At 58.5% G+C, this 16885-nt stretch carries 10 protein-coding genes; 1 reads left to right on the forward strand and 9 read right to left on the reverse strand.

What is annotated here, in order from left to right:
- Positions 1-182: 182 nt before the first annotated feature.
- Entirely contained in the window at positions 183-1751 is a 1569-nt protein-coding gene (locus CRI94_RS03295; protein WP_143815279.1) for a flippase, read from the forward strand.
- Positions 1752-1810: 59 nt separating this feature from the next.
- On the opposite strand, the gene CRI94_RS03300 is transcribed toward CRI94_RS03295, so the two are convergent.
- The 9 genes from CRI94_RS03300 to CRI94_RS18135 all read right to left on the reverse strand — a co-directional run bounded on the left by CRI94_RS03300 (position 1811) and on the right by CRI94_RS18135 (position 16821).
- Positions 1811-2725 carry a sulfotransferase family protein gene (locus CRI94_RS03300; RefSeq protein ID WP_098074215.1) on the reverse strand — a complete coding sequence of 305 codons (915 nt, stop codon included), beginning with the start codon at positions 2723-2725 and terminating at the stop codon, positions 1811-1813.
- Between the two features lie 59 nt (positions 2726-2784).
- Positions 2785-3837, reverse strand: a complete 1053-nt coding sequence (locus CRI94_RS03305; protein ID WP_098074216.1) for a glycosyltransferase — start codon at positions 3835-3837, stop codon at positions 2785-2787.
- 51 nt (positions 3838-3888) lie between these two features.
- Positions 3889-5262, reverse strand: a complete 1374-nt coding sequence (locus tag CRI94_RS03310) for a glycosyltransferase (protein WP_179862135.1) — start codon at positions 5260-5262, stop codon at positions 3889-3891.
- 52 nt (positions 5263-5314) lie between these two features.
- A complete protein-coding gene (locus CRI94_RS03315) occupies positions 5315-7897 on the reverse strand; it encodes a YfhO family protein (RefSeq protein WP_098074218.1) in 2583 nt (860 codons plus the stop codon).
- A gap of 70 nt (positions 7898-7967) precedes the next feature.
- Positions 7968-8951 carry a hypothetical protein gene (locus CRI94_RS03320; RefSeq protein ID WP_098074219.1) on the reverse strand — a complete coding sequence of 328 codons (984 nt, stop codon included), beginning with the start codon at positions 8949-8951 and terminating at the stop codon, positions 7968-7970.
- 41 nt (positions 8952-8992) lie between these two features.
- Entirely contained in the window at positions 8993-9280 is a 288-nt protein-coding gene (gatC, locus tag CRI94_RS03325; protein ID WP_098074220.1) for an Asp-tRNA(Asn)/Glu-tRNA(Gln) amidotransferase subunit GatC, read from the reverse strand.
- Positions 9281-9517: 237 nt separating this feature from the next.
- Positions 9518-10345 (reverse strand): sugar phosphate isomerase/epimerase family protein, encoded by an 828-nt coding sequence (locus CRI94_RS03330; protein ID WP_245846054.1) that lies wholly within the window; start codon positions 10343-10345, stop codon positions 9518-9520.
- 270 nt (positions 10346-10615) lie between these two features.
- Positions 10616-16291: a Calx-beta domain-containing protein gene (locus CRI94_RS03335; RefSeq protein ID WP_098074221.1), complete on the reverse strand. Its 5676-nt coding sequence runs from the start codon at positions 16289-16291 to the stop codon at positions 10616-10618.
- 176 nt (positions 16292-16467) lie between these two features.
- Complete coding sequence (locus CRI94_RS18135) at positions 16468-16821, reverse strand: PID-CTERM protein-sorting domain-containing protein (protein WP_425437367.1); 354 nt, start codon at positions 16819-16821, stop codon at positions 16468-16470.
- Between the last annotated feature and the right edge of the window lie 64 nt (positions 16822-16885).

Below are 16885 nucleotides of genomic sequence, written 5' to 3' on the forward strand. Positions count from 1 at the left end.
ATGGGCGGTGAGTCGCGCCGGAATCATGCCTTGCACGCGGGCTCTCGCGTCTGGTTCGCTTCCGGATATGGGATCCGTGTGCGTGGATGCGGAACACCCTATGAAGCCGGTGTCGCAAATCGCCGTACCGTTGATCTTGCCGGGCAAGCATTCGTACCATTGGCCGTACCCTCAGGCATCACGTGCCCATCTCTTCCCTCTTTGCCAGCACACGCTCCGTCGTGGATATCGGAAATCTAACCCGTCGAGTTGCAAAGGGAAGTGGGATTGTATTCGCCGGGCAAATGGCGGGGAAGCTGATCGGCATGTGCCTGCAGATCGTGCTGAGTCGAGGGCTCGGGGCCGCTCTATATGGCACGTACACGCTGGCTATAAGCGTCATGCAGATCATGCGGGAGATCGGCACGCTCGGCCTGCACGGAGGCGTGGTCCGATTTAGTTCGGAGGCTCGCGCGAAGGACGAATTGGCTCGCGTCAAGGGAACGCTCATAGCCAGTCTGGGCCTTGGCCTCGCCGCGGCAACGGGCCTCGCCGGCATCCTGTACATCTCAAGCACTTGGCTGGCCGTCCAGGTCTTTTCGGATGCTGCACTCGCGTCCGTGCTTCGCAGTTTTGCCTTCGCGCTCCCGTTCTACGTTTTCACCTTTCTCTCCTCCCGGGCCGCTCGCGGACTGCAGGTGATGACCGCGGACGTCACCGTCGGTACAGTTGCTCAGCCGCTGATGAATCTTCTTTTCGTCGGCACGGCATTCGTCTTTGGTTGGGCGCTGGACGGAGCGGTGATGGCATTCGTCGCGTCGTCGGTCGTCAGTGCCGGACTCGGTCTCTACGTCGTCATACGGATCGCCCCCGTCCTGCGAGATGGTGACGTCAAATCCGCGTTCGATGTTGGCGGCTTGCTCGGCTACTCCCTCCCCGTCATGGGCGTTACCCTGACGGCCCTGTTCGTAGATCAGGCAGATCGGATCATGATCGGTCTGCTGGCCACCTCCGCAGACGTTGGCCTTTACAATGTTGCCGCCCTCCTCGCGACTCAGGTTCGCTTCATGCTCACATCCGTGAGCGCAACCTTTACACCGCTGATTTCCGACCTGTACCACACCGGGCGCCGCAGTGAACTGAGAAGCCTTTTTCAGGTCACCACGCGATGGATCGTAACCTTGTCGATTCCGCTCGGACTTGCGCTCGTTCTTTTTCCCGAACCACTCCTCTGGCTATTCGGTGCTGAGTTCCTCCCGGCCGCCCCGGTCGTCATGGTCCTCGCTGTCGGCTCCTTTCTGAACGGCGCCATCGGGACGATCGGATTGATGCTGCAGATGAGCGATCACGAGCGGCTCGTTCTCGTGGACAACATCGCCCTCGCTGTGATCAATGTCGGTCTCAACCTGTGGCTGATTCCGATCTACGGCCCGGTTGGAGCCGCCGTAGCAACGGCTGTCTCCGTCACGATGGTCAACGTGATTCAGTACCTCCAGGTAAAGTACCTGCTCGACGTCACCCCCTTCAGTGCGGCCTACCTCCGTCCCATCGGAGCCGGCATTGTCTCCGGCATCGCCGGCTGGGGCGCGAGTGCGGCACTCGACCCCTGGTTCCTCCACGAGGTTGTCGGCATGCTTACGACAGGCGCGACGTATCTCGGCGTGCTCTTCTTTATCGGGCTCCCAGAGGAAGACTGGGATGTCGTCGCTCCCGTTCTGAAGCGGACCGGACTCGACCGATTCATTTCATCGACGGCGTCGGACCGGGACTAACGTCAGACTAGAAGGGCGCGGATGGTCGACAACGTCTGTCCGGTCCACCTCCCCCTTGCTCAACGCCAGCCGTGCTTTCGAGCCCGACGGCGGATAACGATGCGTAGCGACTCGGCAATGAGAGCAATCGCGTCCGACCAGAAGTCCGTATCAAAAGCCACGGGCGGCGTCGGATACCCGTAGTCGTGCATTTGCTCCCGCGCAACGCGTTGTATCACCCATCGGCGAGCGGGAGGCAGACGGTCCTTCCACTTCTGGGTGTTTGACGGATCCACGGGTCGCCTCGTGTTCTTCTTCCATGGCTCCGCACTGAGAGCGTCCTCCGCGTTCTCGTGAAACGACAACATCCCGGGATCGAAGGGGAGGCGCAAAAACGAGCACACCTTTCGTAGTTCGTCCTCGGGGTGACGCAAGAGGTCCTCGTACCGGAGATCATGGAAATGGCCACCGAGCGCGGATCGATAGGTGTCAATCTGCTCGGCGTAGCGCCTCCAGGTCCAGGCGGTTTCAATGATGGTGTCCCGGTTCCATGGCATCGGTTGCTGCGACAGGTAAACATCCCGCGGATCGCGCGTGATGGCGATAAATACAGCCTGCGGAAAGTGCGTCCTGATCGTGTCGATGTGAGCGAGGTGATCCGGCGTTTTCTCTCCCCAGACGCGAGCCGCTTTGCGTGCGGCATACGTCTGAAGCAGTACCCGAAGGATGTCTGCAGGAGCATCACCGGCCGCGTCACGAATCTGCTGCCATTCCTCCGCAGAGAGATGCATGTCTTGCACGCCCGACTCGGCTTGGAGAAAACGGATGGCTTCGGCTTTCGCTTCCGCCGACGGAGAGCGATTTGCGACGTCGCATTTCGTAAAAAAATGCGTCTCTGGTGCGATGGAAATGTCCGCGTGCGCGTCGAGCATCGCGCTGAACAGCGTCGTGCCGGACCGCGGCATTCCGACCACGAAGACGGGACTGGCAGGCATGTCGGAGCGTGAGATAGGCGTTTCGTCGTCTGGGTTGAAGCGCGAGCTGGATCCCGAATCTAGCGTGCCAGCACCTCCCGGTACAGATCGATCGTCTGGCGCGCGAGAACGGGCCACTCCAACTTGTCGAGAGGCGCCCTCTCGGGCCGTTCGGTCCGGAGGACCCAGTCGAGAGCTTCGCGAAGCCGTTTCGGCGTCAGGGTTCCATCGTACGTGTGAACCCACTCCGGTCCGACGTTGTCGCGCAATTCGCCCATCGCGCCCCGGTTGGGAACGAGTACGGGACGGTTGAAACTGAGGGCAAGGAGGGCGCTCCCAGAATGCAGGATGTGATCGTACGGGAGCACAACAAGATCCGACGCAGCGAGGTATCTCGGCATGAGATCCTCCGGGACGTATCGGAGATCGAGACGAATGCGTGAGTCTCGTTGAGCTGCCATCTGAATAGACTCGCGCAGGGTGTCAGTGCTCGGCTCTCCGACGACCAGCAGGCGTGCGTCGCCCTCACACCACTGGCGAAAGATTCGTACGAGGTGCGGGACGTTCTTGTACGGGCGAATACGTCCGACGTAGAGGAGGACCGGCGCATCCCGATGCAGTCCGAGATTTGCCCGCGCGTCGTCTCGGTCATGGGGGTCCGGATACGCGTCTCTATAGTGGCCATGCGGAACGATGGCGGACGGGACATCTGAGAGCGCACCGATTTCACGCCGGGCCATCTCCAACCCGTCCTGGCTCAGCGAGATGAAGCCATCTACGAGGCTCGGAAAAACGGACCAGAACATGTTTTCAAGGCCGGCGTGATGCGACTCGTGAGGACCGAGATCATGTCCGGTCCAGACGACCCGAGTGCCTCGCATCCGGGCCAGCGCCAGGGTGGCAATCTCACCCATAACATAGCTGGCTGATCGCCACCAGTCGTCGAGGCTAAGAAAATCGTCAGGCCAGTGAACGTGGATGATGTCGTACGCCCCACTCACCGCGCGCTTCGGCGTGAACTCGTCGACCGTAACGCCTTCCTCCCCTTCCATCGCGGAGTACAACAGGCGATTGTATGGATTCCCGGTCTTGTTATCGAACGCTGGCCAGGCAAGAATGCGGAGAGAAGACACAATCGATCGGAGAAAAGAGACGTTGAGCGAAGAGAGGACAACACGATCAGACTATCTAGTCAGAGCGGACGGCCGATGCTGCCTGCAGGCCTCGTCGAGAAATCCAGCCATTCGGCGCGCCTGTTGCTGCCGGTTGTGCTCCTGGATCTGATTCCACGCCGCTCCCGGACGAGGATTCCCTTCCTTCCAGGCGGTGTAATGTGCGAGAATCATCTCTTGCGCCGATCGCGCATCGTTCCAGTCGACGATCTGACCGGCTTCGTGGGCGTCCAAAAGCGAGGCCGCATCACCATCGGGCGGACCGACACCGATGACCGGGCGCCCGCTCGCGAGGTATTCGTAGAGCTTGCTCGTGATCATTCCCCGCGCCTGAGCAAATGGTTCGATGACGAGGAGAAGAAGCGTCGACGCTGCCATCTCACGAATCGCGTCCGCGTGTGGAATAAACGGAACGCGCTCGACCCGGTCCATCAGGTTTCTTTCTTCAATGGCATCTACCACGGCCGGGTCCACCGTGCCGATCAACCGTACTTTGAGGTCCGGAATGTCGCTGTTGTCCTGTAGAGCCGCAAGCGCATCCCACACGGCCGTCGGATTACGACTCGCGTATAGCTTCCCGACGTGAGAAAGCACGAACGAGCGATCGCCCGAATCCTCCTTGCTATGCGCCGCCGCCAGGGATGACCCCTCGGACACCGTCGGCCCGTCGGGATGGACGACGGAGAAGGCGCGGGCGTCAAAGCCATTTTCGACCACTCCGTACGTTCCCTCTTGCTTGGACCGAAAGAGCTCAGCCCATGACGGACTCACCGTCGTGACGAGGCTGGCATCACGAAGCACGCTTTTCTCAAGCCGTTCGTCGAGACGGCGAGCCCATCCGGTATGGGGAAAGTCGTCGTAGTAGCTGATGTCGGTCCACGGATCGTGGAGATCAGCGATCCACGGCAAGCCACTGGCGCGGGCGAGACTCCGGCCGACAAGATGGACCGAGTGGGGCGCTCCCGTCGACAGAACGGCGTCGAAGCGCCCGCTGTCCAGCAATTCCTTCCCTCGAACATGTGCGAAGGGCCACCATCCGACGCGGGCATCCGGGATGAACACGTTCGCCCGGATCCAGCGTGCTGCTTTTTCCAGAAAAGAGCGATCCTCTCCAAGTGATCCGGCCGGCAGCCCTTCGTCCCCTTTCACCTTCTTGTACAAAGCCAGCGGATCGAACGCTCCGGTCCGGTGAACCTGCACCGAATCCGGCACGGCGCTGAGCAGGGATGGATCACGGTTCGGATAGGCGCCCTCCTTAACCGTCAGTACTTCAGGCTGCCAGCCGGCGTCCTCGAGGTACTCCAGGAACTGTAAGATACGTTGCACGGCCGGGCCGCCAGCCGGCGGCACGTAGTAGGCAACAATCAGGACACGTCGAGCAGCCACAGAGTGTGTGGTGTTATGAACGTAAGGCGGATCGAGCGGGCGATTATGTTCCTCAGGCTCCGTTGCCTCGGTCATCATCGCCATCGGCTCCGGTTTGTTTCCCTTCTTCGGCCGCACGTCCTTCCTCCTTCCGACGCCGATAATACGGAAGAGCAAGCATGAACGCGACACCTCCGTACACAATCGCCGTCGTCACACCCGATATCAACGTACCGTAGCGGTCGGACGCCGGCGTGAACGTCATGGTGAGGGTGTGGGACCCGGCTGGCACGTGCACTCCACGCAGCAGGTAGTTCACACGATGAATCTGCACCTCCTCCCCATTGATCGAAGCCTCCCACCCCGCTGGATAATAGACCTCGCTTGCCACGAAAAGACGCGGCGAATCGGTCTCGACGGACCAGGTAATTTCGCGAGGCGAATACTCTTCCAGCGTCACGGACGCGGTCGATGTGGAATCGATCGGGCTGATCGGTCCGTCCAGCGGCTCCGGAAGAACCGCCATTTCGCGCGGGTTGAAGTCTCCACTCCGTAGGAAAGACCACGTCTCCTCCGCGGACTCGATCACACGGGTGGATCCGACGAGATAGCCACGCGGCACCGCATTGGCATTTTCCAACACAAGAACGCCGCTTTGCTCGTCCTGAAAGACCACGTCGGTTCCCGGCAACTGCTGCGTCGAGAGGATGTAGCGGGCATTCATCATATCGACCGCGTTGTCGCTGATGCCTCCGTTCGGGCCACGGAGGATGTGGTCGAGGTAGTCCTGATACCGCTGAAGCTTGGCGCCGTGGTAACCACTAAGGGACTGGTGCAAGTAGGGTGTGTAACCATCGCCGCTGAGGCCGGAGGCTCCCGGTCGACGAAGCGGAAGCACTCGGAAATGGCCTGCGCCGCCGAGTTCATCCTCGCGTTCCTCGAGCCATTGATCGAAGGCGAACGTTTGAATTTGCTGCTCCGCATCGGGAGTCGGCGAAAAACTTTGATCGTTCAGGTACCGTCCATCCACGGTCCATAGGTCGATAAGAACCACCAGCACGACGCCGGCGGCCGCGACTGAGGCCGGTGCGGTTTCGCGCCGATACAACATCAAAAGTCCGCCGGCGACCAGGAGAGCCAAGAGGGAGCGCAGCGCATCATCCGAAAACGACTCTTCGCGAGCGTCCCTTCGCTTCTGAATCTCCTGCTGCGCGGCCTGACGCACCCGTTGCTGTCCAACATTCGGATACTGCTGGCGAATCATCTGGACCAGGCGCGCTTCCTCGTTGGGCTTCTCGAAATCCAGCAACGCGTCGCCGCCGAGATAGAGGAGCCCGACGAGAGCTACCATCGCGCCGAACGCGTACATCGTGGCTTTCGTCTTTTTCTCCTCAACAGCCTTCTTCTTCGTGCGACGGAGCACGTCATTGAGCCCAATTCCCGCAAGCACAGCAATAGCGAGGACCGAGATACTCAGCCACGTCTCCGGCGCCCTGAAGGCGTCGAAGTACGGAAAGAACTCAAACATCGGCCGGTTTACAATAGCGAGATGCCGCCCGAAGGCAAAGAGAATGGTTACCAGTGCACCGGCCGCGAGTCCCTGCACGACGCGGGTACGAACACGGTAGACAGCGAGTCCGGCGAGGGACAGCGCGACCGCGCCGACGTAGTGCGGCCCCGCGGTGAAGGGCTTCGGGCCCCAGTACGTCCCCCCCGAGCCGCCGAATGCATCAGCGACCGCAAGCGTGATGATCTCGCCGATGCCCTGACTCCAGCGCATGGCGTTCTCCCATCCCATATTTCCTCCCTCGCCCGTCCCAGACGCCGCGCCTCGGACGCTAAACTGCTTGTACTCCCACGTCGGCCAGTACGGCTGAAGCACCATCAGCAGCGCGAGAATGGTACCAAGCGCGAGCCACCCGGTGGCTTTCGCGATCGGCTTCCACGTTCCATCACGCACCGCACCGATCATCTCCACCAGCCACCAGACGAAGGCCAGCATCAGGACGTAGTAGGTGATCTGCGGATGTTGCGCCCGCAACTCGACGGCGAGCACGATCGCGAAACAAAAGCCTCCGAGTGGACCCGGATTTCGTAATGTGTACGCAAACGCTAGAAGAATGAATGGGGCAAACGCGAGCGCGACGAATTTTGTCTGATGCCCTGCCGCGAGAATGATCGGCATGTACGTTGTGAAGCCGTACGCGATGCCGGCAAGCAGGCTCGAGAAAAAGTTGCCTGTCAGGTAAAACGTCAGTAGATACGCTCCCGCGAGCATCAGAAACAGATGCGTACTCGGCCATGCGTACGGTCGAAGCGTATTAATGACGGTGTCGACCTGGGGAATCTCCGACCCGTAGTTAATGAGGTAGCCAGGCATACCACCGAATGCATTCGGCGCCCACAGCGCGTCGTCCCCGGTCTCCTCCTCGTACTGAATCATCGCTTCCGCCATCCCACGCCACTTCACGATGTCGGTCCCATGGAGGCCCTTTCCGTCGAAGTGAATCGGTGCGAAGAAGCTGACCGACAGCACAATGAACAGGAGCATGGAGACGCCGTGACGAGCCAGCGGCGACAGGCTGCTTAGAAACCCGTCCTGAGCGTGTGGCGGACGACCGCGACGCGACGAGCTCCGGGCAGAAGACGATGACATGTGAGCGTAGAAATGGCTTCGAAGGGAGGAGAAAGCTGAGAAACAGCCCGCAGCAGGCAGGAAACGGGGGCTATGATGCAGGCGGTGCCGTTTGAGTGCTTTGAATCAGGTGGGACGCGCATTCCCGGGCCAGATTAGCAAGAGCGCGACGGGGACCGGAATCGGAGCGGGCATACGCGTCCAACCACGGCCCATCAAAGAGAGCAGCGCGATCCAGTTCGTGCCGCCCCTTCAGATAATGGAAAATCGCAGGTGCCTCGGCATCGTCGGGCGACGTAGCAAGCTCCCAGTTGTACGTGTGGTCCAGGAGGTCGTACTCTACCTCATTAGATAGCAGCGCGAAGGCAACCGCCAGTTGCTCCGCGACCCAGTATGCGTACGTCGTTTTCTGGCGCGATGGAAAAAAGCGAGCGTACAGGCGGTGAGCCGTCTCGCGAAAGAGACCGGGAAGCGACTCCACGGCCGACGACGCACGACGCGACACGAGTTCGTAGGCGATGCGAGGAGCATGGTAGCGGACGATCTCCACCGCCGGCTTCGTCATCACCATGACCCCACAATTGAACAGCGGGATGTCTCGAGGGAAACGCGCGTCCTGTACATCGGCAGCGGACGCTCCATCGGGGACGGCAAACTCGCGAATCAGTGCGTCCAGCGGTCCCGCCTCCTGCGAACCGATCTCCCCCATCATGCGGCCACGGAACTGCGCTCGGCCGGGGTCGAGACCGTCCACCATGGGACCGAGATCTGCGAATGAGCACGTGTCGGCGTCCAGGTAAAGCAAAACGTCGTAGGATGTGTCCGCCGGGAACAGTGCGTTGAATTTATTCGCGAAGAGCCAGCCATAGTGGCGGGGCATTACGCGAACGTTTACGTCCCCCATCGACTCAAGCTGTTGCCGATCGGTGGCGGGCATGTCACGCCCATTCACCGAAAGGGTAATGGGAGCGTCGGATAGCGCACCGGCACGAGACCGGATGCTGTAAACGAGCAGCTTCATCATGTTGATGAACGCCGACTCGGGCTCCCCCACGATGGAGATGCGAACGCGCATACGTGGAACCGTTAATGACTGCTGTAACGACAGGCGTTTCCCTATTCGATGACTTTAGGGACGCGGAAATGTTTGCCGTCGGTGTCGGGCGCGTTGCTGAGCGCCTCGTCCCGCGAGATTCGAGACGTACTGGAATCCTCGCGGGTACGATTTGCAAGTTCTAGGACGTGTGTCATCGGCTCCACACCGGAGGTGTCAACACGGTCAAGGTCCTTCACATACTCCAGAATGCGGTTGAGATCTTCGGCAAGATCGCTCTCCTCTTCTTCAGAGAAGCTCAGTCGAGCAAGAGCAGCGATGGATCGAACATCGTCGCGAGACACAGACATAGCGCGATTTAGCACTAAAAAGTATGGTTACGAACACACATCGTCTCGCCCGAATCCAGAGAGGCATGAACCCCGACATCCGGGTCGAACGAGAGCAACGAGAATCACAGCCAGGGGTTTCTTCTCGCAGCCCAATCACGACCGTTTCTGGGTCATCCGGCCGGAGCGACACCCGACATTCGTCGTGCTCCCGCGTTGCTTTCTCCTTCCGGGTGAACGCCCCGGAAGGTGACATCGCTATACCGCTTCACGCTGAACGTCTCTGATCATATGAATGAGCGTCGTAGCCGCCCGGAGACCGTACTTCGGGCGCGGCTCGACGTAGACTTCGAGGCTTAGCGACCCGACGTAGCCAACGCTATACAGGCCGCGCAACTGGTGGAACCAATCGATGTCTCCCTCCCCAAAGGCCGTATCTTCCCAGTAGCCGTCCGTAATGCGGCCATCCGCGCATCGAACATGGGCGATCCGCTCGCCAAGAGCCTCCAATCCTTCCGCCGGACGCTCGCCGGCACGTAGCGACGCCACTGGATCCCAGGTTGCGCGGACATTCGGATGGTCCACCATAGCAAGAAGACTGGCGAGTTCCACACCGGTACGACAACCGGTTTCCGTTCCGTGATGGACGCACACGAGCACGTCATGCGCCTCCGCACGGGCTCCCGCACGGCGCAGGGCGTCCGCCATTCGGTCGAACGAGACATCTTCCTCGGCTGCGAACGGCGGGATGACGACGCGGGGACACCGAAGGCGGTCGCAGAAGTTGAGCGTCTCGTCGAACGTGACGAGGTCATTCATCCACGCAGCCGTGTCACTGACCGGCCCCTCGAACATGCTCGGCACGATGGCCGACAGAAACTTGCCGGAGCTCTCCAGCGCATTGCTGATTTTGGATTCGTTGACGCGGGGCACGCGGTCCTCCGCGCCGCCGACGGTGCGAAGCTCGACGCCTTCCAACCCCCACAACTCCGTGTAGTGGAGCGCGCGGCCGAGGTCGTTCGTAACAGTGTCAGTGAGCCAGACGGGTAACATGTGGTGGATGGATTCCGGCAGTAAGACGATCACCGTCTGTACGGCAAAGCCACGCGTTAGGTGCACTTCCGATCGTCAATCTCCGCAATTTCGCTGGATCTCACGATCGCTTCGCGCTCTGTAGGCCGATGAAGGATGCTGTTCGCGCCGTTCGGTCGCCGAATCGGGTTGACGCAGTCGCACGAGTTACGACCTGGCTAACGAGTAAAAAAGCCCGGCCTCCGGGCGAACCGGAAGCCGGGCTTCGAATGGTTGTGCCATCACCTGCGCATGGCCGCAGGGTGCGTCCCGTCCGAGTCGAGGTTAACGGACCACCGTCATCCGTCGGGTCTCACTGAAGCTGTCACCCGTGACGCGGATGAAGTAGACGCCACTCGACAGCTGGGATGCGTCGATGGTCATCGACTTCGTGCGATTGGGCTCCAGCGGTCCGTCGTGGACCGTCGCGACGCGGCGGCCGAGAAGGTCGAACATCGTAATCCGGACGTTTTGCTTCGACCGGACGGTCAAATCCATCGTCGCTCTGGCTGTGACCGGGTTCGGAGCCGTCTTCGACAGCTTGTACGCCCGATCCAACGTTTTCTCGACCGGAATGGTCTTCGAGTACGATGTGGATCCGTCGACATTCACCTGGCGAAGACGGAAGGAGTGCTCACCATAGGCGAGTTCTTCTTCGACCGTAAAGGCGTATGCCGAGCCCTCGGACTTGGCAGTTTGTCCATTCACAAACCCGACGGAGCGGAAGGAGGAGGCACCATCGGGCTTCACCTGGACCTCAAAGCCCGTGTCCTTCACCTCAGACTTCGTGCTCCATTCGAGAACGATGTTTTCCTCGGTCTGATGCCCCGTGAACGACGCAATCTCGACCGGAGCCGGCGCATCCTTCGGCGTGATACGGAGGCGGTAAGCGGGGACGCGTGATGTATCCAGCGATGCCTTAGATGCCACAGGCGATGTATCTACCGTTTCACTCAGCGGGACGATCTCTGGAGTTGATTGCCGGTCATTATTGGACAGGCGAAGGTGAAGCGCCTCCACGGATGCGCCAGTCGTCGAAGATAGCGACTTGTCTGTCGAGAACGTGAGTTCGGGTGACGTTGCGGCTTCGTTCATCTTCCACCTCGCATCGGGTCGATCAAGTCGCTTAACGCCATCGTCGGACGTATCGGCCGTACCTTTCGTATCGATCAATTCGATAATCCACGAGTCCGGTATGTTCTGCGTCGCTGCAACGTGAATATCGAGACGAGCACTTACGCCTTGCGAAAGGACCTGTAGATCGACCGTAACAGGGTCATCCGGGATCGGAAGACTTTCGACAGCCTTTGGCCCAACGGATCCATCATGCAACCTACCCAGCGGGGCAAGTGTCACGTACCGGCTAGCCAACGGTGTATACTTAGCCGCATCAAACACGTCCCAATCAGTCGAGGATCGGTCCGTAAATCGGATCCAAGCCGCCTTATCGTAGGCAACCACGTTTCCATCGGTCTCCTGCGCGATAAGCCTCAACTCGATACGTTTTGGCGGTGAAGATGCAGAATGCTTTGACGCACCTAAAATCGGTTTCGTGTCGCCGAAGACGCGACCTGAAAGTGGAAACGTAACCGATTGATCAACACCCGAGCCATTTCGGTCAACGAAAAAGCCCTGCCATGCTCCGATTACAGTGCTGGTTGTGGTCGAGAGCAATGTATACGAGCCAGTGTTTCCGTTGGCATCTGTTCCACTACTGTAGGGATCCCAGGCTTGAACATCCGCCTGGAACGAGTTCGTGAAGGCATTGCCCCCTGCAGTCATTGTGCTGATATCGAAGTTGTAGGGATACGGATTGGCTAAAAAATGTGTTGTACCCACGGGCCCCGTTGGTAGAGGGTCATCGATTCCAACCGTGACCTCACTTTGACCTGTTGGTTCACCCTTCGTGGGCTGAATGACGAGAGATGGATCAATCGGATCCGCATCATCCGTACCGAGATCATCGAACAAGTACAGCATCGCACCTCGACCGTTCACCAGTGGGGTAGCGGGAGAGCCGGTGCTGAAAGACTGAGACGACTCATCCCATGTGTAAAACATGGCAGACGGCAGGTTGAACTCGATCAATGCAGGATCCGAGTCACTCTTGAGATCACCTGCAGTTATTGATCCCCCAGACTCCGTTTCAAGCGGCGCGCCAATCATGCGCCACCCGGCGTCCCCTCCTTTCGTACCTGTTACTGCATTACCTTCATTACCAACCGAACCTTCGATCACCAGAGAAAGCGTCAAGAGCGGGCTGACCGCACGGTCCGACGAGCCGATCGTATAGAACCTTCCGTCTTGCAGTTTAACGTCCGCAAACGTGATGGCATCACCTTCAACGCCAGCAGCAGTCGCTTCTTCAATCCAGTTCGTACTGCACCCATTATTGTCGTTCGGGTCGTCACTGCAAGAAATCAATACGTAATTGGAGGGAAGCCCGATGTCCTGGGCCGGATCGGATCCAAGACCAGCATCACTCAGATTGAAGGTTACATCTACCGTGATTGCCGAACCGCCGTCGTCGTTCCGATCGATATACCATGCCCTCTGCATGCGGCTGACGAGGGTTAAGCTGCCATATGTCTCCAAATCGGACGTAGCAACGAAATTTTCCGTATCCGGGGTTCCGTGACCTGCGAAGAGGAAGTCACCGCTCGTGTCGAGGCCACCAATATCATCTAAGCGAATACCGCCCAGTTCTGCACCGGCATGCACCTCTTCCGGGTCGGGACCATCGTTGTTTGCGTCGACGAAGCCAACACCCAGGACATCGCCACCGTAGCCATAGTCCGTGTCGCCGGTGTACTCGTCGACGTTGCCTAAAGCATACTTGGCAGTAAGATAGTTTGAGACAATGGTACGCTGAGCCTCGTTCAATGAGGCACGGTACGCAATCAAGTCACCCAGCTCACCATCTAAAAACTGGGTCCTTGTGAGGTCGACGGTATTCGGGTTGCCGCTTTTGCGGTTTCCGTTGCCATTTCCATTCCCGTTCCCGCCTCCACCGCCTGTAGCCTCCTCGATTCGGGCACCGATAATGGCATTCGTTCCAGATATTGGACCAGAAGAAGTATTGTCAATCCCTCCGACGTTGACGCGGAAGTCGACAAGCCCCCCAGAAAATTTAGAATCGAATATCTGTAGATCCCCGGTGGACTCACCGCCGATCTGGACCTCATTTCCGGCTTGCGTCGAAAACACCGATACGCCACCACCTTGGTCGTCATACCCCACTTCACGTACCTGAATCTGGTTACCTGGATCTCCATCCGTAAATAGCACCGACAGAATGGTCTGATCGGCATCTGCTGTTGTCGATGCAGCAGCGAAAAGAGTGTTCTCGCTGGCCGCTATGTTCGTCAGCGATGGTACAGCCAAGTATTGCGCTCCGCGAAACGAAACAGACGGGCGGGTATCGAAGACAGATGTCGAGGCGGTGAATGTAGGTGATGCGCCTTCTCCGACCGCATCGTTCGAGTTGCCAGACCGATCCGACCAGGTGTCGACCGGATCACCGTTTGCAAGATTCAGACTGGATGCATCAAGCCAAACCGCAAGATTGTCACGGTCTCCCACACCACCAGGCCCGTGAGGACCGATGCGGTCATTATCAATCAGCCGCAAGTCCGCCCTCGATTGCGCCCCAACCGTTGCCCCGGATGGATTGGAGAGCGTTAGGGTAACGGTCTCATTGAATTCCACGGTCGCATCGTCGTTTACAGCAATCAGGATCGACGCGGTCGTCTGGCCCGCGGGAATCGTTACCGGAGACGTTGTAATCGGAGAGAAATCGTTGCCGGGGTCGGGTGGTAGATCAAATTCGACAGACACGTTCGTGCCAACCACATCGCTCAACTGGACTGTAACCGTTGCATTCTCCCCCTCCGTCCCGATAAATGAGCTTGCGGCAAACTCAACCGTCGGAGCCGTCTCGTCATCAGTGATGCTTACAAATGCAGACGGAAGCGTACCACCACTACCGTAAAGTGTCGCACCGTTTTCAGCCGCCACAAGAGTGATAACGACCTCTTCGGTACCTTCGTAAAGAGCATCATCAAGAGCGGTGATATTGATCGTCTTGTCATTTTCGCCCGATGAAAAAGTCACACTTCCATCAGGGCTCGACGGATCAAAATCCTCTCCCGGTGTGGCTTCGCCAGAAAACTCGTAATAGATCGTTTCCCCTCCTGCAGCTGCTTCACTCAGTGAAACAGTTGCCGAAGCTGCACCGCCATTTTCAATAATAGACGACGCTCCCATAGAGACGGTCGCCCTCGGTAGGGTGCCGTCATCGTCAATGATGCCGTAGTTGAAACTTGAGACGTCTCCTGCTCGCAGAAAATCGCCAGAGGTCGAGAGATTCAAGAGATCCACCGTTACGAACTCCGTGTTATTCTCTTCTGTCGCGTCACCAACAACAGCGACAGGCTCTGGAGCGCTAGGAGCCACACTCGGGTCATTTAAATTAAACGTCGTCACGCCTCCGGGAACGGTAAGCGGGGATGTACTCGCACAGCAGGTTTCGTAGTCGGCCCCCTGGATAGGCCCGTTTGCCCCACTTGTTACCCGCACATCCACGGTCAGGGGCGTGCGGTTCGGATAATTTAGTTTGAGGGGAATGGTTGGCGCTGTACTACCTGAATCGCCTTCGAAACCGCTGTTATCCGACTCCGCGAATGAAATCGTACGCTGAATTCTAGCGAGCGCTATGTAATCGCCATCATTGATCGTAATGGGATCACTTTCATATAACCCGGTTGTGGTGTTCTCATCAAGATCGTAAAACGCTGCTCCGTTGCTGAAATCACCATCCCGGTCGATGAAAACCGCAAAGTCGTCGTAGCTTCCCAGTGAGCCAGACAGATCACCCGAAATCGTGAGAGATGCCGTCGACGTGTTTGTAAGGTCGACTCGCCACTCGCGCAACGTCTTTTGAACGCTACCATCCCCATTCGGACGTTCTTGATTGGAAAACGCTGGCGTTTTGCCATCGTGACCAATGAATGCAAATCGGCCGCTACCGAACGATGATGAGCTGACACGAAGGTCGGAAGACTGTGCAGCTAAGTGGTCGCCGAGGGCAGCCACGCCAATGACGTCACCTGCAGCCCCAATCCCCGCGAGATCAAATCGATACGTCGCATCTGTGAATAGGTCCGTATCAATCGTGATACTGTACTTTTCAGCGAGATATGTGTAAACCGATCGGAGCTCCGCCGCATTGAGACTTCGATTAAACACGATCACCTCTGCAACGTCGCCGATCAGTCCATTTCCAATCGAAGCGCCGGTCACACCGACAGATCCTCCTCCACCGGTGTTGACGGACCCGTTGATGACGAGATCTACTTCACCGGAACCGGTGTCAACCATCGACGAGATGACGTTAAACGACGTTGCTCCGGACGCACTCGATGTCGCCCGGGTCGTACCATTTGGACCTCCCTGTCCCCTACTCCCACTGGCAGAGAGAAAATTGAAGTAGTTTGGCCCGGCCTTGACCTCGTAGCCCAAGACTCGTTCGCCCTGATTCCATAGAAATTGCTCCTGCCCTTCGATGGCACCCGTACGGCGCGATACAGTGATTATTGTATTATCACTATTGGACAGCCCGTCAAGCCCTGATACCATGTTTAGGACGTCATCGCCGTCGAATTCAACGACGGGGAGCCCGTTGAGAACCCCTTCCCGATAGGTAGGGTCTCCGTTGATCGACGTGGGAGCGTTTGCATTCCCAGATTGATCTGCCCAGTCAGTGAGCGTCGTACCATCGGCATCTGCAATCCCCCGGTCGGCCCGAAGCCACAGAACATTGTCTCCACTATTTCCAACGCCTCCCGGCCCCGTCTGTGCAACCGCAGGCGTGGATGGCAATGCAACGAGCAAAATCACGGCAATCAAAATCGGTAACTGCTGATATACCGACCGGCCGGTTAGAGAATTGATGTTGTACATTGGCACGAAGGGGGAAATGTCAATCAGTACGTATAAATTCGACCGCCAACTTCAACCCAGGAAAGAGCACACGGCTACTGGATGAATGGCTTTTCCATTTCGGCGGCGATGACCTAACATCGGATGGTCAGGGAAACCTCAGGTCTCAATGTCCCAGAAGCAGCGAAAGCGACGATTTATTCGCTTTGAACATCATCTGACTTACGTAGCCGAGCCAGAGCATATACACCACCAGCGACTACGAGAAACCCGAGTCCACCATCGACCGGGACGGTCCGCTCACCTGGCGGCTCTAAAACAGGTGCGTTTGGGTCGTTCACTCTTTCCATTCCAGACGTAGCGTGCCGCTGGGACTTAGGCGCTGCCGGCTCCGCCCAGGGCGGTAGGTTCGTCGCTCCACCCGATGGCCTTTGTTGCGCAGGTTCGTACTGCGGCGCATATCCACCGTCGGCTGTCTGCCCCGCCGTGGGCGCCGAAGCCACGCCCGCAAGCGCGAGGATACAGAGAAAGGCAGAAATAAGGTTTCTCATATGTCAAGCCGGTGAGCATCAGTGGTTCGTCGGAGCTGGATTGCGCGACCCCGTTAGGCTCCAT

The organism is Longibacter salinarum (assembly GCF_002554795.1).
GTDB classification, from domain to species: domain Bacteria; phylum Bacteroidota; class Rhodothermia; order Rhodothermales; family Salinibacteraceae; genus Longibacter; species Longibacter salinarum.

Bases quoted from the DNA above. Each gene is read 5' to 3' on its own strand.
- gatC (WP_098074220.1), bottom strand. From the start codon at position 9,280: ATGTCTGTGTCTCGCGACGATGTTCGATCCATCGCTGCTCTTGCTCGA.
- CRI94_RS18135 (WP_425437367.1), bottom strand. From the start codon at position 16,821: ATGAGAAACCTTATTTCTGCCTTTCTCTGTATCCTCGCGCTTGCGGGC.
- CRI94_RS03320 (WP_098074219.1), bottom strand. From the start codon at position 8,951: ATGCGCGTTCGCATCTCCATCGTGGGGGAGCCCGAGTCGGCGTTCATC.
- CRI94_RS03335 (WP_098074221.1), bottom strand. From the start codon at position 16,291: ATGTACAACATCAATTCTCTAACCGGCCGGTCGGTATATCAGCAGTTA.
- CRI94_RS03300 (WP_098074215.1), bottom strand. From the start codon at position 2,725: ATGCCTGCCAGTCCCGTCTTCGTGGTCGGAATGCCGCGGTCCGGCACG.
- CRI94_RS03315 (WP_098074218.1), bottom strand. From the start codon at position 7,897: ATGTCATCGTCTTCTGCCCGGAGCTCGTCGCGTCGCGGTCGTCCGCCA.